Origin of the sequence: Streptomyces sp. NPDC026673 (assembly GCF_040638135.1) — a bacterium.
In the GTDB taxonomy this organism is placed as follows: domain Bacteria; phylum Actinomycetota; class Actinomycetes; order Streptomycetales; family Streptomycetaceae; genus Actinacidiphila.
In genome coordinates, this window is record NZ_JBEZXR010000043.1 from 55,426 (window position 1) to 74,648 (window position 19,223).

General features: G+C 70.9%; 13 protein-coding genes and 2 pseudogenes. 8 read left to right on the top strand and 7 right to left on the bottom strand.

Annotation, left to right across the window (positions count from 1 at the left end; genetic code table 11):
* Positions 1–364: 364 nt before the first annotated feature.
* Entirely contained in the window at positions 365–1,159 is a 795-nt protein-coding gene (locus AB0F62_RS26395) for an aquaporin (RefSeq protein WP_361803987.1), read from the bottom strand.
* 938 nt (positions 1,160–2,097) lie between these two features.
* On the opposite strand from AB0F62_RS26395, the gene AB0F62_RS26400 reads away from it, so the two are divergent.
* The 4 genes from AB0F62_RS26400 (at position 2,098) to AB0F62_RS26415 (ending at position 7,229) form a co-directional block, all read left to right on the top strand.
* A complete protein-coding gene (locus AB0F62_RS26400) occupies positions 2,098–3,117 on the top strand; it encodes a serine hydrolase domain-containing protein (RefSeq protein ID WP_361803990.1) in 1,020 nt (339 codons plus the stop codon).
* Between the two features lie 750 nt (positions 3,118–3,867).
* Positions 3,868–4,992 carry an ABC transporter permease gene (locus tag AB0F62_RS26405; protein ID WP_361803993.1) on the top strand — a complete coding sequence of 375 codons (1,125 nt, stop codon included), beginning with the start codon at positions 3,868–3,870 and terminating at the stop codon, positions 4,990–4,992.
* 257 nt (positions 4,993–5,249) lie between these two features.
* Complete coding sequence (locus tag AB0F62_RS26410) at positions 5,250–6,221, top strand: pirin family protein (protein WP_361803996.1); 972 nt, start codon at positions 5,250–5,252, stop codon at positions 6,219–6,221.
* Between the two features lie 543 nt (positions 6,222–6,764).
* Positions 6,765–7,229 carry an ATP-binding protein gene (locus AB0F62_RS26415; RefSeq protein WP_361803999.1) on the top strand — a complete coding sequence of 155 codons (465 nt, stop codon included), beginning with the start codon at positions 6,765–6,767 and terminating at the stop codon, positions 7,227–7,229.
* A 397-nt stretch (positions 7,230–7,626) separates the two neighbouring features.
* On the opposite strand, the gene AB0F62_RS26420 is transcribed toward AB0F62_RS26415, so the two are convergent.
* The 4 genes and pseudogenes from AB0F62_RS26420 to AB0F62_RS26435 form a co-directional block, all read right to left on the bottom strand.
* Entirely contained in the window at positions 7,627–8,637 is a 1,011-nt protein-coding gene (locus AB0F62_RS26420) for a DJ-1/PfpI family protein (protein ID WP_361804002.1), read from the bottom strand.
* Positions 8,638–8,677: 40 nt separating this feature from the next.
* Positions 8,678–9,769 (bottom strand): GlxA family transcriptional regulator, encoded by a 1,092-nt coding sequence (locus tag AB0F62_RS26425; RefSeq protein ID WP_361804005.1) that lies wholly within the window; start codon positions 9,767–9,769, stop codon positions 8,678–8,680.
* 311 nt (positions 9,770–10,080) lie between these two features.
* A complete protein-coding gene (locus AB0F62_RS26430; RefSeq protein ID WP_361804008.1) occupies positions 10,081–13,935 on the bottom strand; it encodes a S8 family serine peptidase in 3,855 nt (1,284 codons plus the stop codon).
* Positions 13,936–14,273: 338 nt separating this feature from the next.
* A pseudogene (locus AB0F62_RS26435) lies at positions 14,274–14,515 on the bottom strand (IS5/IS1182 family transposase); the annotation flags it as partial.
* A 278-nt stretch (positions 14,516–14,793) separates the two neighbouring features.
* Here AB0F62_RS26435 and AB0F62_RS26440 point away from each other — a divergent pair.
* Both AB0F62_RS26440 and AB0F62_RS26445 read left to right on the top strand, forming a co-directional pair.
* Positions 14,794–15,900, top strand: a complete 1,107-nt coding sequence (locus tag AB0F62_RS26440; protein WP_361804011.1) for a hypothetical protein — start codon at positions 14,794–14,796, stop codon at positions 15,898–15,900.
* A 246-nt stretch (positions 15,901–16,146) separates the two neighbouring features.
* The gene (locus tag AB0F62_RS26445) at positions 16,147–16,827 is read left to right on the top strand and encodes a serine hydrolase (RefSeq protein WP_361804014.1); all 681 of its coding nucleotides are present in this window, start codon (positions 16,147–16,149) and stop codon (positions 16,825–16,827) included.
* On the opposite strand, the gene AB0F62_RS26450 is transcribed toward AB0F62_RS26445, so the two are convergent.
* Positions 16,769–17,725, bottom strand: coding sequence for an SMP-30/gluconolactonase/LRE family protein (locus AB0F62_RS26450; protein WP_361804017.1), 957 nt, complete (start codon positions 17,723–17,725; stop codon positions 16,769–16,771). The two genes, AB0F62_RS26445 and AB0F62_RS26450, sit on opposite strands and share 59 nt — an antisense overlap.
* 102 nt (positions 17,726–17,827) lie before the next feature.
* Here AB0F62_RS26450 and AB0F62_RS26455 point away from each other — a divergent pair, with 102 nt between their 5' ends.
* On the top strand, positions 17,828–18,277 hold the full coding sequence (locus tag AB0F62_RS26455) for an Lrp/AsnC family transcriptional regulator (protein WP_361804020.1): 450 nt from the start codon (positions 17,828–17,830) through the stop codon (positions 18,275–18,277).
* Positions 18,278–18,354: 77 nt separating this feature from the next.
* A pseudogene (locus AB0F62_RS26460) lies at positions 18,355–18,453 on the top strand (transcriptional regulator); the annotation flags it as partial.
* A gap of 206 nt (positions 18,454–18,659) precedes the next feature.
* Here the strand turns inward: AB0F62_RS26460 and AB0F62_RS26465 are convergent.
* On the bottom strand, positions 18,660–19,097 hold the full coding sequence (locus tag AB0F62_RS26465; RefSeq protein WP_361804023.1) for a hypothetical protein: 438 nt from the start codon (positions 19,095–19,097) through the stop codon (positions 18,660–18,662).
* Positions 19,098–19,223: the final 126 nt, after the last annotated feature.

Genomic DNA, 19,223 nt, shown 5'->3' on the forward strand with positions numbered 1-19,223 from the left:
TCGTGTCTCTCGGGGGCGCCCCGCCCATGTCATCTCCGCCGGGAGCGCGGGGCACGAGGCGCGGGAGCAGCATGCACACAGGGGCAGGGCCGCGTCTTCGTCGGCGGCGACAAGGACGGAAGCCGCGTTGCGGTGGACGGGCCATGGCGCCGGAACACGCGCCGGGGGCGGGTCTGACTACGCTCGGTGGGGCGGGTGAGGCACAGGACCACGTCGGCCGACTGGCCCACACTCACAGCCGAGGCGTTCGTGTCGTCGTATGTCGAGGCGGGCGATCTGCCTCAGATCGGTGACCGGCACGGGCAGCGCCGGCAGCGGTCCGGCGCCGGCGATGCCCTGATAAGGCCGCTGCCCGTTGACTCGCTCAGGCACCGGCCTTGTCTTGGCCGCACAGTCGATAGCCCTCGGGCCGCCGAATGTGGAGGCAGTGCTGGAACAGCCGGTGCACGCCGGCACCGAGCACCGCACCCAGCAGGGGCGCGAGCAGATAGACCCACAGCAATCGGGTCTCCCCGGCGAGCAGTGCCGGGCCGAACTGGCGCGAGGGGTTCGCCGAGGCGCCGCTGTACCGACTCAGGACGGTGACGATGGATGCCGTCAGGGCTCCGACGATGTAAGGCAGCCAGCGGCTCAGAGCCGTATGCGCCAGGAAGAAGCCCACCGTCAGCACCACGATCAGCAGGCAGCCGCACTCCGTGCCCGCGAGCACCAAGGTGCTCCATGAGGCCCTCGGGCGCACCGCCGCATAGTTCACCGGCAGCCGGGAGAGCACGGACCCCCACACCAGCCGCCCAAGTGCTGTTCCCGCCACCGACCCGGCGAGCTGGGCACATACGTACGGTGTCACCATGCGTCCGGGAAATGCTCCCATCAGCCAGAGCGCCACGCTGATGGCCGGGTTGAGATGGGCGCCGGAGCGACGCCCGGGCGGGGAGGTGATGAGCACCACCAGCACCAGCCCCACCAGCAGGCCGTTGGCAGCGGCGGCCGCAGCTGCGTCGCCGACTGCCACCGCTGAGTCGGGCGCCACCAACCACCGGACCCCGGTGACCACGCAGAAGATCAGAACGGTCGTCAGTGCGAACTCGCGGGCCGCGTCAGGCAGCCAGGGGCACCACCCGCCATCCGGTGCCCGAGCCGAGGCGTCCGCCAGACCCATGACCACTCCCTGTGCAGCAGAATTTCCGACACTACGTGCGTGGCGCGCCAGGTATCCGGTGGCGCGCGGACAGGGGCCACCCACTCCGGGTGGCCAGCAGCCTCCCGAGGCGTTCCGTCCGGGGATCGGTTCGGCCTCTGCCTCACCTCCCCCGAACGGTGAAGTGACGGTCACCTTGCGCCGTCGAGGCTGGGCGGGCACCAGGTCTGCCCCGTCGCCTTTGAGCCGCCTCCTTTGCCTTCGAGGGACCTCTCCATGCGTCCTACCGTCTGCGCTCCCTTCGCAGCCGCCTGCGCCGCCCCCGCCACACCGTTCGCGGCCCGTCCTTTCGCCGCCCTCACGTCCCGTACCCGTCGCCGCTCCCCACGGCGGCACTACACACGACGCCATGCCGCGGCAGGCACTGAAGCGACCTGCCGGTGGCCGCATGAGCCGCAATGTCTTCGCGCAGCTACGCGCCCGGCTGGGCGGCTGTTTCCGACCGCCCGTCCGAGCATCCGCACCGTCCGGTCCCCGGCCAGCCGCCTGCGAACCGAGACCACGCGTCCCGGCCCGGGCTCGTCCGACCGGCGGAGCCGTACGCTGCCCTCCGCCCTGGGGAGGAGCGGAAAGCCGGTCCGAGTGGACGACTTCCCGGAGCCGGAGACCACGGAGGCTGGTGCCACAGCGATCAGCCGCAACCGGCTGAGATCCCCTCCGCTTTCCGGGAGAAACCCCTTGACCAGTCCCACCAGCACCCTGGCGCGCCCGAAGCACACCCGTGCCGGGTGGATTGCCGCCACCCTCGGTGCAGCCACCGTCGCCGCGACCCTACTGTCCCCCGGAGCCCGGCCTTCGCCGCCGCACCCGACGGCCACGATGCGACCGCGGCTGCCGCCGCGAACCACCGCACGACGGCTCCCCACTCCTCGGCCGCCGACCGCGCCGTCCGGCAGGCCGTGCGCCAGCTGACCGGGGCGGGCCTGCCGGGAGCCATCGCCCTGGTCCGGGACCACGGCCGGGTCGCCACTGCCGCGGCCGGCTACGCGGACCTCGCCACCAAACGGCGGATGACCACTGGGGACCACCTGCGGATCGGCAGCAACACCAAGCCCTTCACCGCCACCGTGGTCCTTCAGCTCGTCGCCGAGCACCGCCTGCGCTTGGACGACACCGTGGCACGGTTCCTTCCCGGCATCGTCCACAACGCCGACGGCATCACCGTGCGCCAGCTGCTCAACCACACCAGCGGCCTCTTCCCCTTCGAGCAGGACCCGGCCTTCGCCGCCCCCTACCTGCGCGGCGACGCCGGCTACTACCGATCGCCGCGGCAACTGGTGGCACTGGGCGACGCCCACGCGCCGCTGTTTCCGCCCGGCACCAAGTTCTCCTACTCCAACACCAACTACATGCTGCTCGGGCTGATCATCGAGAAGGTCACGCACCACTCCTACAAGGAGGAGCTGAACCGCCGCATCATCAAGCCGCTCGGGCTGCGCGACACCCGGCTGCCGGTCCGCTCGCTGTCGGTCCAGGGGCCGGCCGCGCACGGATACATGATCAACCAGCCGGGCGGCGCCACCCAGGACATCACCAGCGCCATCAGCCCCTCGACCACCTGGGCAGCGGGCGCGATCACCTCCACCGTCAACGATCTGGCCCGCTTCGACCGCGCCCTGCTCACCGGCAGGCTGCTGCCCAAGGCGCAACTGGCCCTGATGAAGCAGGCAGGGCCCTTCAAGGTCGACCCCGCGGACCCCAGCAAGGGCTACGGCCTGGGCCTCGAGAAGCTCAAGCTCTGCGGTATCACCATGTGGGGCCACACCGGCACGGTCCTGGGCACCCAGACCAACGCCTTCACCAGTGCCGACGGCACCCGGCAGCTCGTCCTGAGCACCAACGCCGATCCTGACACGTGGAACGCCGAGCAGATCTCCACCTGGCTCACCGCTACCCGGAAGACGCTCTGCGTCAAGTGAACCAGCGGAAACCGGATGGCCCGAAACGAGGTGATCCGGTCCTTGCCCCCAGTGATCACCGGCCAGGAGACTGGCAGCCATGAGCACGTGGAACGACCCGACCCCTCACCCCGGCACACCCCGCGCCGCACCGTGCTGATGGTCCTCTTCGACGGCGTCCAGGCGCTGGACCTGCACGCCGCGGCCAACGGCCGCGGCGGCTGGGACCGATCTCGACCCCGGGCACCGGGACGGGCGCACCTCCGAGCGGATCGCGGCCGGCGACGGCCTCGATCCCGCGGCCCGCGTCCGATCCCTGTCCGGTGGTCAGCAAAGCCGTGTCGCGCTCGCGCTCGCCACGCAGCCTGAACTGCTGTTGCCGGCACACCCGATGGCCGACCTCGACCCACTTGCCCGTCACGGGCTGATGAGGGCGCTGATGGCCAAGGCAGCGCCGAGTAGGGCACCAGGATCCCGATGCCCCCGCACGTGGTCACCGAAGTGGACGGAGCCGGCCAGGTCGACGACCCGCTGGGCGCCCACCCCATGATGACCGGCCCCGCAGACGCAGCCGCCCAACGGCCGGAAATGCCGTCATCGCATCCCGCACCACTGATCGCCGGCTCACCGCGCCCGTCCGCACTGCCGGCCGGCTCCTGCCTCGGGGCCGGCCGGCGGCCGGTCCTCCATGGAGGAACCGGTCCTCGCCCACCCGCGTGCCCCACAGGGCCCGACCGCCTCCTCCGCCCCGACCAAGAACCAGGAAGCGGCTTGAGGAGCTCCCTCACCGCCCTCGACCCGCACCGGGCGTCCCCTTCCCCCGGGTTGATGCGAACTCTGGTGCGCCTGCACCGCCCCGCGCTGTATGGGTGGACAGTTCTGGTCCTCGGGCTGTCGGCGCTGCTGCTGTGGCTGGGCGGACCGCTCACCGATGCGTCAGTCGAGGCATGGCGCCAGTTCGACGCCTGCCTCTCCCCCACGTGCTCCTACGACCAGGCTGCGATCATCCGGTACAAGCACATCTACCTCTACGCGACATTCGCCACCTTCGTCGTCCCGGTACTGGTCGCTGCCTGCGCGGGAGCGGCCCTGACCGCCCGCGATCCGGAAAACGGAACCGCCAAGGTCGCCTCGGCACAGGGTGTCTCACCGGCCCGCTGGCTCGCCGTGAAGCTCACCGTCCCGGCCGTGGCCGTCGCAGCCGGGACCGGGCTGCTGGTCCTGCTCCACCATCTGATGTGGTCGGCGTCCCAAGGCCGTATCGACAGCGTCAAGGCCTGGTACGACACCCCGACCTTCTACACCAACGGCCCCGTCCTGGTGGCCCTCGCACTGGTCGGCCTCGCTGCCGGCGCCCTCGCCGGAATGGTCCGGCGACGCTCCATCGCCGCGCTCGCCACCGCGCCGCTCGCCGTGGCCCTGATATGGGCCGCCCTCCACGCCGTCCTACCCCGCCTCTGGCCCACCGTCACCAGCGTCTGCAACCTGGACGACGGCAACGGCCTGGCAGGCGACGGCATCACCGTCGGTCAGGGCTTCCTCACCTCTACCGGAAGCCGCCACCCGTTCACCACCGATTGCGGCCCCTACGCCGACTTCCCCGAGTGCCGCCGCACCGTCTACAACAAGCTCGACGCCACCAGCTTTTACCACGAGTACCACCCCGCCACCCACTACTGGCCTCTGCAACTGACCGCGACCGCGATCCTCCTCGCCGCCACCGCTCTGAAGTCGGACCGGACACGAGGCCGTTCGGCTGCGGCCCGAGGGAGGCCAAGGGGGCCGGCGGAAGGCCGGTCACACGGGGCGGGACGCACTGGCCGGCCCCAGCCAGGTGCGTCTGCTCGACAGGGACAGGGACCACAAGGCCCCTGTCCCGATACGCGGTATTTGTGACCGCTTCCGGCGGCGACCGTGCCGTGTCCGCCGGTTAGATTCGGCGGTACCCCCTCCCGGGGCGCTACGACGCCATGCGCCACACCCCTGGAGACGTCGCAGGCCTCGGACGTCTCGACTTCGGCCCGGCATCGGTCGCACCCCCTGGAGAGCGGCCTGCCTGCCCACGTTTCCCCGGGCAGGGACACCACAAGCGCCCCCGGCGGATCGTCGTCGCCGTGGGGTGTCGTCCGCACCGTATCCGCGAAGGACCCGCCATGCCTGCCGTGACCGTCGAGGATCTCCTGGTTCTCCCCCGCCTCCCCCGCCCTGACGCCGCCGCCATCGACCGCCCCGTCCGCCGAATAGTCACCGCGCACCAGCAGCGGGAGGGGGCCGGCTTCTTGGTGCGCCGTCCGTTCCCGAGTGCCGCGTTGCCCGACGCAGACCCGTTCTTGCTGCTCGACCACGTCGGTGAGACCGTCTACCAGCCGCATGAGGCCAAAGGCGCGCCCTGGCACCCTCACCGCGGGTTCGAAACGGTCACCTACGTCATCGACGGCACGGTGGTCCACCACGATTCCAACGGGGGCGGAGGCGTGATAGCGGGCGGGGACACCCAGTGGATGACCGCAGGGTCGGGCATCCTGCACGACGAGGTCCCCAGCGAAGAGGTCCTCGCCAAAGGCGGCCTCAGCCACGGCATCCAACTCTGGGTAAACCTGCCCCGCACCCACAAGTGGGCGCCACCGCGCTACCAGGACGTCCGGGCGGACCGGCTGCGGCTGCTGACCTCCGACGACGGAGGGGCGCTGGTACGCCTGATCGCCGGTGGTCTCGGCGGCCACCACGGTCCGGGCGTGACCTACACGCCGATCGTGTACGCGCACGCGAGTCTCCTTCCGCAGGCACAATTGCGGACGGCATGGGATCCGCAGTTCAGCGCGATGGTCTACGTGCTGCAGGGATCGGGCAACGTGGGCGAGGACAAGCGGCCCGTGGAGGAGGGGCAACTCGCGTTGTTCGGCGCGGGAGATGCCATCAGCGTTCAGGCGGGGCCGTCGCAGCACAGCCGGACCGGACAACTTGAGGTGCTCCTCCTGGGCGGCGTGCCGCTGCGGGAGCCGATCGCCCGCTACGGCCCGTTCGTGATGAACTCCCAGGCGGAGATCCGGCAGGCCATCGAGGACTACCAGCAGGGCAGGATGGGACACGTTCCCGCAGCCCACCTGGACGGCGGCACGCCGTGAGGAGCGGCCCGGCCAGGACACCCGAGGACCACGGGGCCGGCCGGCATGCACGCCACCCGGTACGGCGGCCACATCGGCGGTGGTGACCGGTGGCACCCAGCTGCTGTGGGTCTACCTGGGCGCCCCGCTGATCGGCGCGTCGCTGGGGATCGCGGCCCACCGCCTCCTCCAGTGCCGCCTGGGCACCTCCACCACCCCGTGCGGTTACCGGCTGTGCGGGAACAACGACGGTGCGAAACCCGGTTTGATGAAGCGCGGCGTAGGTCGCGCCCCCTTCGGGGCTTGGGGCCGCACCCTCGCGGGCCCGCGGAGCCATGGCATCGCACCGACCGCGGATCCGGGGGTGGACTGCGCCCATGCGCGGGCTGCGCGGGGGCCAGGAACGTGGGAAACGGGTCCGGGGGCGCAGCCATGACGACACCGGCGCACCCGGTTGCCCATGATGTGCCGGCGGACTCTCCACCGGCACATCGGACTCCGGAGGTCGCCATGCAGTCCCGTCCGCGTCATCCCGGCCCGGCGGCTCACGAGACCGTCTTGGCCGTGGACACCCCACGCCGCACGACGCTGCCGATGGCGGGTCCTGTCCGAACAGCTGTGGTGGCGTTGCCCACCGAGCCTGCCAGCGTGAGTGTCGTCCGCCGCTGGGCCACCGGCCTCCTCACTCTGTGGGGGGTCGGTGCGGACGACCTCGGCACGGCCGCCCTGGTGATCAGTGAGCTGGCGGCCAACGCCGTCCGCTACGGCCATGCGGAAATGAGCATCCGCCTCCTTCAGCAGGCGAACTGGCTGCATATGTGTGTGACGGACTCCGGAGCTCCTTTGGCAGCGCACCGGGTTGTCATCCCGCGGGAACTGGCCGAGCACGGCCGCGGCCTGGCCATCGTCGAGGCACTCTCCGAAACGATCGAGGTGACCCGCGAGCCGGAAGGGTGGCGTGTGGGCGCCGTACTGCGCGTGACGACGGCCGGAAGACCGGCGGCGAAACCTGCCGCCGGCGTGGCGTGACCTGGTGACCCCGCGCGTCAACGCGCGGGCCTCCTGCGTCACCGGCCGAGCAGGGTGACAGCGGGCCGCCCGGTCCTGTCGAAGGCGTTCGTCGCAGCGGCGTGGTCCGCGTTGGCGGGTCAACATGTATGCGTGCACCGGAACTTCGCTTGCGCGAGGGGAAGAGCGGTCGGATGGTGACGACGGCTGTCCTCGTGCACGGTGATGCCTGGTCATCGAGGACAGTCCGTTTCGTTGTCGCAGGGTGGGGCCAGGGGCAGTTCGGCTCGGACGAGGAGGCCGCCGTCGGGTTGCGGGCCGCTGTGCAGGATGCCGCCGGCGGCGGTGACGCGTTCGCGCATGCCCACCAGGCCGAAGCCGCCGCCGGGCGGCATCGCATAGGGAGAGGAGGGGGCGGTCAGCGGGCGTCGGCCATGGCCGAGTGGACCGTGAAGGTGGTCCTGAACCGCGCCCGGTACGTGCCCGGGGTGACGCCGCGTTCTCGCTGGAAGGCGCGGCGCAGGGTCTCCTCGGAGCCGAAACCCGAGCGGCGGGCCACGACGTCCAGCGGGTCGGTGCCGGTCTCGAGCAGCCCCTGCGCCGCCTCGATGCGGATCTGCTCCACAAAGCGGGTCATGGTCATGCCGGTCTCGGTGCGGAAGAGCCGGGTCAGCTGGCGCACGCTCACGCCGACCCGCCCGGCCACCGCCTCCAGACTGTGATCGGCGGCAGGGTCGGCCGTGACGTCGTCCATCACCTGCCGCACCACCTGGTGGCGGGGCTGCCGGGCGGCCTGGCGGACGCTGAACTGTGACTGACCGCCCGGCCGGGCCAGGAAGACCACCAGATACTTCGCCGCCGCACGCGCCACCTCGGGCCCGAAATCCTCCTCGACCAGCGACAGGGCCAGATCGATACCGGAGGTGACCCCGGCGGAGCTGATGACCTTCCCGTCGCGCACGAAGATGGAGTCGGCATCGACCTGGATGCAAGGGAAGTGCCTGGCCAGGTCGCCGGTCAGGCACCAGTGGGTGGCCGCTCGGCGCCCGTCCAGCAGTCCCGTGGCCGCGAGCGGGAACGCGCCTGCGCACACCGAAGCCACCCGGCGGGAGGATCCGGCCAGGCGAGCGATCCCGGCGATGAGGGGAGCATCCGACACCGCCACACGCCAGTCGGGGCGGCCGGGAATGATCAGGGTGTCGATTCTGCCGGTGAACTCCTCCAGGGCCACATCCGCCGCCAGCCGCGCACCCGCCGTGGTCACCACTTCCCGCCCCCCACAGGAGGCGGTCAGCAACCGGTAGCGGGCGCCCTGGTCATTGGCGGCGGCGAACACCTCCAGCGGCCCGGTGACGTCCAGCAACTGCACGCAGTCGAACAGCACCATCACCACCAGGTGCGGCCGGATCCGCCCGCTTCGCCCGTCCATGAGAAAATCCTCCGTCCGCCCCACCTGCTGGGCAAGACGGTCACCCACCGTGGACCGGCCCACCACCCAGCGCACCCGCCACCCGGCCCGCGGGTACCGCGCCCCCAGGTCCGGAAGACGTCCGAGGGCATTCCGGCTGCGTGGTACGGAAGCGCGCGCGGTAGGCGCCGGGGGCAATTCCGAATTCGCGTTGAAATGCGCGGCGCAGCGTTTCCGCGGATCCGAATCCGCTCCTGCGGGCGACCGTATCCAACGAGTCGGTGCCCGATTCCAGCATCCCCTGCGCCGCCTCCAGGCGGATCTCCTCGACGAACCGGGCGGCCGTGGTACCGGTCTCCTGACGGATCAGCCGGGTCAGGTGGCGCACGCTCACCCCCGCCCGGTCCGCCAGTGCTCCCAGCCGGTGATCCACATGAGGAGCAGCCGCCACGGCGTCCAGTACCGCGCGGACCGTCGCGCTGCGGCAGTACCGCGCACGAAGCCGGACACTGAACTGGGACTGCCCGCCCGGCCGTGCCATGAAGACCACCAGGTCCTTGGCCGCGGCCCGCGCCACCTCGGGCCCCAGATCCTCCTCCGCCAACGACAGCGTCAGGTCGATACCCGCCGTCACGCCCGCCGAGGTGATGATCCGGCCGTCACGGATGAACAGCGCATCGCGGTCCACGTGCACCGACGGGAAGCGGGCGGCCAACTGGTCGGCCTGCCGCCAGTGGGTGGCAACACGGCACCCGTCCAGCAGCCCCGCGGCCGCCAGCGGGAAGGCCCCCGCGCACAGGGAGGCCACCCGGCCGGCCGAGCGGGCCAGCCGCGTCAACTCCCCGAGCAGCCCATGGTCTTCCACGGGCACGCGCCAATTGGGGCTGCCGGGAACCATCAGCGTGCCGATCCGCCCGGACCACTCCTCAAGCACCCCATCGGCGGCAAGCCGCAACCCGGACGTGGTCCGCACCTCCTTGCCGCCGGGAGACAGGGCGACAACCCGGTAGCGGCCCCCGTGGACGTTGGCGGCCGCCAGAACGTCCATCGGCCCGGTGACGTCCAGCGCCTGCACCCCGTCGTAGAGGACCATCGCGACGAGGTGGGTGCGCGGGCGCCGCACTGCGCCGGCCGGGCCGTTCGAGGTGATCATGACTGCCAGGGTCGGGCCATGCCTTGCGGCGGGGCAAGGACCGATACCCCTCGTATCCGGCCATCACCGCGCAGGAGGGCAGAACCGGGCCGGCCGGGCACAGTGCGGAGGACGCGTCGCACTCCTCGTCCCCGGCGCTCACGACGGGAGATGCGACGGGCCCCGGGGCCGCCCGGGCGAGGATCCGGTGGCGCAGGTGTCCTGGCGCCCGCCGGCAGGCACGGGTACGGCCCTCTCTCTCGCTGGTGGGCGAGAGAGAGGGCCGTACGGGCCGGGGTGGGCGACTGCGGATGCCCGCCCCTGTTGCGGAGTCAGTGCCGGCTACCGGCCACCTGGTAGGCGCGGATCACTGTCTGGTCCACGGAGTTGCCCGCGGCGTCGGTGGCCAGGACGCGCAGCGAGACGAAACCCCCCGCCGGGTTGGCGGTCCGGGCCTGCCACCGCCCGCCGGGCTTCTTGGCCAGGTCCAGTGGCTTCCAGGTCGTGCCGTCGTCCACGGAGGCCCACGCCTTCATCGCGGTGACCCTCGGCAACGAAGCCTCGATCTGGTAGCCCGTGAGATCGAAGGAGAACCGCTTGCCCGCCGGCGCCCGGTTCTTCAGGTCCACCGGCACCTCGTAGCCCACCTGCACCAGGGGCAGCGCCGTGACATCCTTGGTGCTGCCCGAGGTGAAGGACCACTCGGTGTGCGTCCTGGTCCCCACCCGGCTCCAGCTCAGGCCTTCCCGGTCGGTGTCGTAGACGTACCGGTACGCCGCCGGGGACGGGTCCGCGGCGCGGTACATCGCCATGCTCGGGTCGAGGTAGTCCGCCACCTTCGTGCCGTTGCGGTAGAGCGAGCTGGTGACCTTGCCCATCATGCCGGGCCCCTGGTGCTCCCGGCCCGGGCCGGCCCCGTCGTCGGCGGCCGACACGGCCAGGCCCATCTCGTCGGCGTGGCGGTACGCACCCGGGTCGGCCGGCTTCGGCTGGGGATCCAGGATCGCCGCCAGGATGGAGAAGGGTGCGGTGTGGGTCGGAACCCGCGGCCTGATCACGCTGCGGCCGTAGGTCTCCTGCAGATGCGCGCCGGGGGCCAGGCGGCGGTACTGCCCGTGCGTCGATTCGTCGAGGCCGGTGCCCTCTGCGAACAGCCGGCCGACGCTGGTTTCATAGAGGTCACCGTTGGCTTGGTGCCATTCCTGGATCCGCGCGTTCGTCGGCCGCTCGTACTGGTCGCCCTGCTGCAGCAGGGCGCCCAGCGGGGTCCGCAGCACCCGGAACTGAGTCGTCCAGACATAGGCGCGTTCGCCGTGGTAGACACGATCGATCAGCGCGGAGTTGCGCGCCGTCAGTACGCCCGTCAGAGGCGCGTCCGGAATCTGGTGCAGGGCCCGGACCGAGCCGGAGTAGGTGTAGCGCTCCCGGGCGACGGCGTCGAAGGAGAACGTTCCCCGCCCGCCATCCAGCATCTGGACCAGGGCCTGGCCTTCGTCGACCGTCAGCCGGATCACCGGCAGCGGGAGACCTTCGGAAGAGTAGAGGTGCATCTCCTGGGCACGGGTGACGCCGATCAGACCGATCGCCCCGAGTTCGCGGGCGCGCCGGGCCACCGGCACCGCCTCGGTGGGCTTGTCCACCTCCACCACGACGACCGCACCGTGCAGGTCGTGCTTGCGCAGATCAGCCTCGGTTCCGGTCCCGACGTGGACCAGCGGCACGCTGCGACGGCCGTCCAGGCGCGGTGACTCGAGCACGTAGTGCGGGTGCAGTCGCAGTTGCTTCCCGGGCTTTCGGCCGCGGTCGGGGATCTGGGCGGTCGCGGCGCGAAACAGCGGCTCGTGTCCCTCCCACCCCAGGTTGAGCAGGTAGTCACCCGACGTCACCGGCTTGGTGGGCAGCGCCGAGACCCGGATGCCGTGGCCCGGTACCGAGGACTGGAACGCCCAGACGTCCTCGCCGGAACCCCGCCGCATGCTGGTCACCAGCGACCCGTACGGATCAGCGGGCCGGGGGGTGCGGAGCGTGACGGGGTGCGCCTTGCGGGCGTCCAGGGTGATCTCGGTGTCCTTGGTCAGATTGATCTCCGGCACGTCGGCGACGGTGTACTCGGTGCGGTCGTCCACCGTGCCCGCCGTGCAGGTCTGGATCACCGAGGACAGGCCGTAGCGGTCCTCCGGGAGCGTCATCGTGACGACGCCGTCCTCCGGCAGGCCCAGCTGGGCGACGTTCCCGTTCAGGTCGTAGATCATGTTCGGATCCACGAAGCACGGCACGTCGCCGTGGGCGTCCCGGAAGCGGAGCGTCAGCTGGTGGTCCGGCGCGCCGATCCGCAGCGCCACCGAGGTGCGGACCACGTCGGTGCCGCCGCGCTCGGTGGCCACCAGCTGGGTGCCGAACCGCCCGGCCGGCCGTGCTCCCGCAGCCGCGTCGACGGTGGCCGTCGCGGTGCCGCCCGCGGGAACCGTCACCGACGGGCTGCGGAGGCTGAACAGACCGGACGGCGCTGCCGCGTTGGCCGCCAGCGCCAGGTCGAGGGTGACGTCGTTGTCGCCGGTGTTGCGGTACGTCACCGTACGCTCGAGGGGCGGCGCGGTGGTGCCGGGCGCCAGGGGCTTCATCGAACCGAACTCGACAGCCGCGTCGGCCACCACCCGCTGGGTGATCGCACGCGCCACGTCGACGCGTCCGCTGCCGCCGGCGTACGGCGCGTCGGGCTGCGCCTTGGTGCTGCCGACGAGAGCGTCCTTGAGCCGGTCGGCGCTCCAGTTGGGGTGCGCCTGCTTGAGGATGGCGGCTGCGGCCGCGACGTGCGGGGTGGCCATCGAGGTGCCCGAGAGGCCGATGTAGTGCTCGTCGACGATCGGACGGCCCCCGAGTTGGGTCCCCGCCGCCCGGGCGGCGACGATGTCGACGCCGGGCGCGGTGAGGTCCGGCTTGACGGCGTAGTCGCCGAGCCTCGGGCCACGGCTGGAGAAGGGGGCCAGCGCGTCCTGCTTGCTGACCGCACCCACGGTCAGGGCCGAGTCGGCGGCACCGGGCGACGCCACCGTGCTCTCGCCACCGGCGTTTCCGGCGGCTATGACGAACAGCGTGCCGTACTTCGCGGTGAGGGCATCGACCTCAGCGGACAGGGGGTCGGTGCCGTCCGTGGCGCCACCGCCCAGGCTCATGCTCACCACCGGCGCACCGGTCTGGGCGGCCCAGTCCATGCCCGCGATGATCGCCGAGGTAGCGCCCGAGCCGCCGTTGTCGAGGACCTTGCCGACATAGAGCTGCGCTCCCGGCGCCGCGCCCTTGCGCCGGCCGTCCGAGGCGGCGCCACTTCCTGCGATGGTGCCGGCGACATGGGTGCCGTGGCCGTGGTGGTCCACCGCATCCGGGTTCGGGCTGAAGTTGCGGGCCTCGATGATCTTCCCGGCCAGATCCGGGTGATCCGGGTCGACGCCGGTGTCGAGGACGGCGACCTTCACCCCCGTGCCGTCGTAGCCCGCCTTCCAGGCCTGCGGCGCGCCGATCTGCGGCACGCTCTGCTCCAGGTCGGCCGTCACCTTGCCGTCCAGCCAGACCTTGGAGACACCTGAGGCCAGACGGGTCGGCGCGGGACCGTCCGCGGCGGCCGCGGCGCCCTTGGCCGGGACCTTGGAACCGGTCAGGGATGCCCAGAACTCGCCCACCCGGTCCTTGTCCGCGCTCAGCGCCGCTCCGTCGATCCCGGAGAAGACCCGGGTGCGACGGCTGCCCTCGGGCACGGCGGCCTTGGCGGCGAGCTTTGCCGCGCCCTTGGCGCGAACACCCGACGGCGAGCCGTAAGTGACGATCAGCGGCAGCTTCTTGGTGTGCGCGTCGTCGTAGCCGTACGACGCCAGCCGGGTCACATTGAACAGTTCCTTGTCGAGCTTCCCGGCCTTGATCAGCGGCAGCGCGGCGTACGGGTACACATGGATCTCACCCTTGACGGTCGCCGTCACGTGCCCGCTGCTGCCCGGTGCCCGGTGCACGGCGGCCAGTTGCCTGCCGTCCGGTCCGGTGACCAGCTCCACCCGGTCGCCGGTGATCAGCGTGATCTGCCGGACCTGGCCGCCCGGTACGTCGGCCGCGCTCGCTGCGACGGCCCTGCGGGGTTCCGGAGAATGCCCTGAGGCTGGGACGGCGCCGGTGGCGAGCATCGCCACCGCGCATCCCATGACTGCCAGTCGATGTCTCCACGACATGGAATTGAGCCCTCACTTGTGGTCGGGGGTGATGCGTCACGACCCGTCGGGGCGCGGACCGTGACACCAGGCCACGCCCTTGACCGGGGCCGTGCCGCCGTCCCTCCACCGGGGTGCCGGCGAAGGAACGTCGTCGACGGCACTCATCAACAGCTGAATGACCGTCAGTCCTGAAGCCTGGACGGTGATCCGGATCCGGACACGCAGATGCTTCCAGGCAGCGCGATCACCGGTCAGCCGCGGGGGCGGACATGAAATCCCCAACTCCGGCCATCCGGGGCTTGTGCGATGTCGTGGGGAATGGACCGCTTTTGCAAGGGATCTGCGACCCAGAGCAGCGGGGCGCGAAGTTCGAGGCCGGCGCGGTAGCTCCGGGGGGTCTTGTCGAGGCGTGTGACGATGCCGCGCCAGGTCTTCAGCCGTTGATCAGTCGCTCGACGGTGTCGCGCTCGCGGTGAGGATCGGTGTCGCAAGTGACGGGCCGGCTGCCCCGGCTGCCTTTCTTCTTGCGGTCGGCGGCCTGGTCCTTCTTCTCCGGTATGACCGCCTCGATGTAGCGCTCAGTGGCTCTGTTCATGAGAACGGACAGCAGATGTTCACCACTTCGGGAGGCAGCACGACGCACCGCGGATTCGAACGCTGCGTGAGGTGTGCCCCGAGAGGTGGCCGCCGAAGTCTCACAGAGCCGGGTGGCCGCAGGACGGCCGCCGCCGTTCGCGCTGAAGCCCGTTGTCGACGTCGTGGCGGCGCTCGGGCCCCGCAGCGGACGAGAAACACCATGGCTCGGCCGCCGCCGAGCTGCGACGATGCTGTTTTTCAAGCGGAGGGCATTTGTTCGTCTTCGTGTGTGCGGGGTGCGGCACCGAGCTGACCGCCCCGCTGTCCCAGGTGGTCCTGCCGGTCCACGCCCATCAGAAGTACGGGAACGGGATTCAGCTCCCGGTCCTCATGGAGTCGGGCACGTTCGCCGTGGAGCCGGAGCCCTCGGGGCCTCCGTGGCGGAGGTGGGAGGAGATCGATCCGGACGAGCTGGCCGCGCGCGGCATCTACGCGCCGGTCCACGTCCTGTCTGACGGCGCGCCGGGCGCGATCGTCATCGCGCCGGGAGATGTCCGCGGCACCGTGCTCATCCCGGAGAAGTGCGCTGGCTACTGCTGCGGCCTCGACGGGGCTGACGGCCCCAACGTGGCCTGCGAGACGTGCGGCCTGCCCGTGGCGAGCAGGATCGACGACTGCTCGCTCTGGCAGGCGGTGTGGCTCGCCCCTGACGCGGTGCGCCGCCGCCGAGTCGACGGCACCGATGCCGCACCGCTCTCCTGGGCGGAGCTGGCGGCGCAGGGAAAGGGCACACCTCCGTTCGAGCCGATCACCGCCTGGGACGGACCACGGCTGGGGTTGAACCACTGGTGGTCCTGGAGCCCGCAGTGGGAGGCGGCGGCCGGCCGGGCGCTCGCCCATCTGCTGACGGCGTCGGAGGGCCGGTCGGTGACCGTCCCGGACGGCCTGACCGAGGAGGTGTTCCAACCCGTCCTCGACACCCTGTTGACCGCAGGTCCGCCGGCGCGGCGCGCCGTTCTGGCCGGACCGGGGCTGCCCGCCCCCGACGCGGACGTCGACATCCTCATCGTGCCGGTGCATCCGCAGACGGGCGAGACCTGGGCTCCGCCCAGCCCTGCCGCCTCGGCACCCCCGGTGCCCCTGCCGTTCGGGGTGTGGTGGTGGTTGGCTTTCCCCGAGCCGCACCTGCCCGCCCCCACGTCGGGCGTCATGCCCGACGGCGTCCTACGCGACGATCCGCCCGCACCGCACCCCTGCAGCCTCTTCAGACCCGACCCGGGAACTTTCTGGCACACCCTGGTCCGGCTACCAGCCGTCCGCAGCCAATGGCTGCGCGAGATCTTGAGCACCTCACGCAGGACACGCGCACGCCTCTTCTGATCACCCGGCAGAAGACGCCGGCGCTCAGCCTCCGACCTGTCGGGGGATCATGCCTCCGCAATCGAACAGCGCCAGACGGTGGTGCCTCTCGAAGTGGTGCACATCTGCTGTCCGTTCTCATGAACACAACCAGCTCAGGTAGGAGCAGTCGGCGCGGGACGCGTGGGCCTCGTCCGCAGCGACCGCACCGGCCGGGTGTGGGGCCGACCGGCGGGCGGACGGACGCGGATCTTCTTCAGCACGAGGATGAACACGCCGGCGCGGCCGGCGAATCTCCGCCCTCCTCGTCGCCGCGAGCGCGGCCGGAGCCGTGATCGCCCCGGCGCCACGGCTTTCGCCCCCGCCGTCCATGGCGCGGCGCCCTCCCGCGCCGCAGTCCATCACCCGACTCCGGCCCGTCCCCGGGCTGCTGGCCGTGCCGTCCAGCGGGCCGTCCGCCGACTGACCGGGGCGGCTCTGCCCGGGCGATCGTCCTCGTCCAAAGACCACGGCCGCACCGCGACCGCCGCGGCCGGCCACGCCGACCTGGCCGCCGTACGGCCCGTGACCAGCACAGACCATCTGCGCATCGGCCGCGACACCGAGGGGTTCACCGACAGGGTGGTACTGCAAACGGCGACCGACCACGGGCTGAGCCTGGACGACAGCGTCAACCGGCTCCTATCCGGCGCCATCCACGACAGCGACCACGTCACCGTGCGCCGGCCGCTCAACCACACCAGCGGGTTCTACCCCGCCTCGAACAGGACTCGGCCTCCGCCGCCCCCTACCCGCGGGGCGACGCCGGATTGCCGAATGAGAAGCCAGCGGAACGCAGGACGGAAGCCGGGTCTGTGGCGGACATGGAGGACGAGCAGGGAAGGCTGCTTCAGCGTGACCGGTCCATCCAGGGCCTGTGCCCCGGTCCGGTCGGGTGCGTGCCCGTGACACCCATGACCACCGAGTAGAGGCTGGTCTGCGCGGCGATGATGAGCCGGTTGCGCTTGGCACCGCCCCAAGTGATATTGGCGACCGCCTCAGGGATGTTCAGCCGCCCGATCAGCGTGCCGTCGGGGTCGTAGCAGTGCACGCCGTCGTCCATCGCGGCGGCCCAGAGCCGACCGGCGTCGTCGAAGCGGAGGTTGTCGAAGCGGGCGCCCGTGCGAGCCCCGGCCTCGGCGAAAATCTCGCCGTCCGACAGCGTGCCGTCATCGCGCACGTCGAAGACCCGGATGAAGCCTGCCCGCGTGTCGGAGACGAAGAGCTGCCGCTCGTCGGCCGAGAAGACGAGGCCGTTCGGGGCGCCGAAGCAGTCGGCGACCAGCCCGACTTCGCCGGTGGCGGGATCGATGCGGTAGACGTTGTTGGAGCCGATCTCGCTCTGCGCGCGATGGCCCTCGTAGTCGCTGGTGATGCCGAAATCCGGGTCGGAGAACCAGATCGAGCCGTCGGACTTGACCGCCGCGTCGTTCGGGCTGTTCAGGCGCTTGCCCTGCCAGCGGTCGGCCAGCACCGTAACGGTGCCGTCGTGCTCGGTCCGGGTCACCCGGCGGTTGCCCTGCTCACAGGTGATCAGTCGGCCCTCGCGGTCCAGGGTGTTGCCATTGGTGTGTCCGGCACCGCGGCGGAAGACGTTGACGCTGCCCGTCTCCTCGTCCCAACGCAGCATCCGGTCATTGGGGATGTCACTCCAGATCACCTGCCGCCAGGCGGGCAGGTAGATCGGTCCCTCGGCCCAACGGCAGCCGCTGTACAGGATCTCCAGGCGGTCATCACCGTTCATGCACCGACCGGTACGGAACCGGTCGTCGAGCATCTCGTACAGCGCAGGGCCCTCGCTGGTCATGCGGATCCTTCCCACCCGGACAGATGCCGAATCTCCTACGACACATGACGAATATTGCAAGATGGGATATGGTCAATGCAAGGTCAAGCTGGATGGAGAGTCGTGGATCACATTGACCGTTCCCTACTGGCGCAGCTTCAGCAGGACGCCACCCAGTCCTACGCCTCGCTGGGCCAGGCCGTGGGCCTGTCGGCCGGAGCGGCTCACGAACGCGTGCGGAAGCTGAGAGAGCGCGGCGTGATCCGGCGCACCACCGCGGAGGTGGACCCGGCGGCGGTGGGCAACTCGGTCCTGGCCTACGTGATGGTCAGCTCGGACTCCTGGATGGGCGAGTCCGCTGAGGACTTCGCCGCGCTCCCCGAGATCCTGGAAGCCCACGTGATCGCCGGAAGCGCGTCGGTGCTGGTGAAGGTGAGGACCGCGACCACCGAACAACTGCAGGACGTACTGCGTCGGATCTACGCGATCGACGGGGTCAGCGGGACGCAGGCCACGGTAGTGCTGGAGACCTTCTTCGAGCGGCCCGTCTCCCCCTTGACCGGTCAGGGGTGACCTCGCGCACTCCCCATGCCACACCCCGGCTCCGCGAAGAGCGCAGGGACGGAACACCGTCTCCTCACCCGTCAGGGGTGACGGCCGAGCCCGGACTCACCCTCACCGTCAACGCCGCCGAGCCCGGTTCCCCCTCCGAAGAGAACCTCCGGCTGTCGGCGTCCTGGGCAGCCACGCCAGGGGCCATCACCCCAGCTGACCGGCTGACCGCCCGTCACGACGTCTCCGACGAGCCGGCGCCGGACGCCGGCTCCCGCGAACCCGGCGCGCCGTCCTGGCCTGAGTGGCAGGACCGAGCGCTCCTGTTCAGGCTACTGGCGGGACTGCTCCGCGACCGCCGAGATACCAGGGCCTGTTCCAGAAGGCCGCTTCGCGTGAGCAGTCAGTGGGTGGCGAGGATGTCGGCGAGACTCACAGCGGGGCGGCCAAGCAGGTCCGTCAGCGTACGCCGCTGTCGCTCGGTCAAGGCGCCGATGAAGATCACCACGTCGGCTTTGGCCTGGTCGCAGGCCTGAGCTACCTCACGAACTTTGCCGTAGCTCAGCAGAGTCCGCGAGGAGTAGGGCCGGCTCATCTTCTGGACCCCGCCATCCGAGACGCCTCGTCGTTGCACGATCCGCACGATGACCCGAGCCCCGCGTGCTGCCAGTTCTGTCGATGCCGAGGCCATCAGCGTTTCGAAGTTCTTCTGCTTGGCAGAGAAGTAGCCGACCAGGACGACATCAACGCCCACGACCGTGAGGCGGAACGGCCGGCGCTGGGCCGGCCTGGATGGCGCGCGACGAGCCGGGCGCCGGTCGCGCCTTCGTGGCTGATGCATGCGTCACAGGCTAAGTGCCTGGCCACCTGCAGGTCATGTCCGTTGGAGTGGTGTATCGACGGCCACTCGGTGATCTCTTCTTTGAGGCTATGCGGTGAGTTCGGTGGGCAGGGCGGTGTCGTCGGT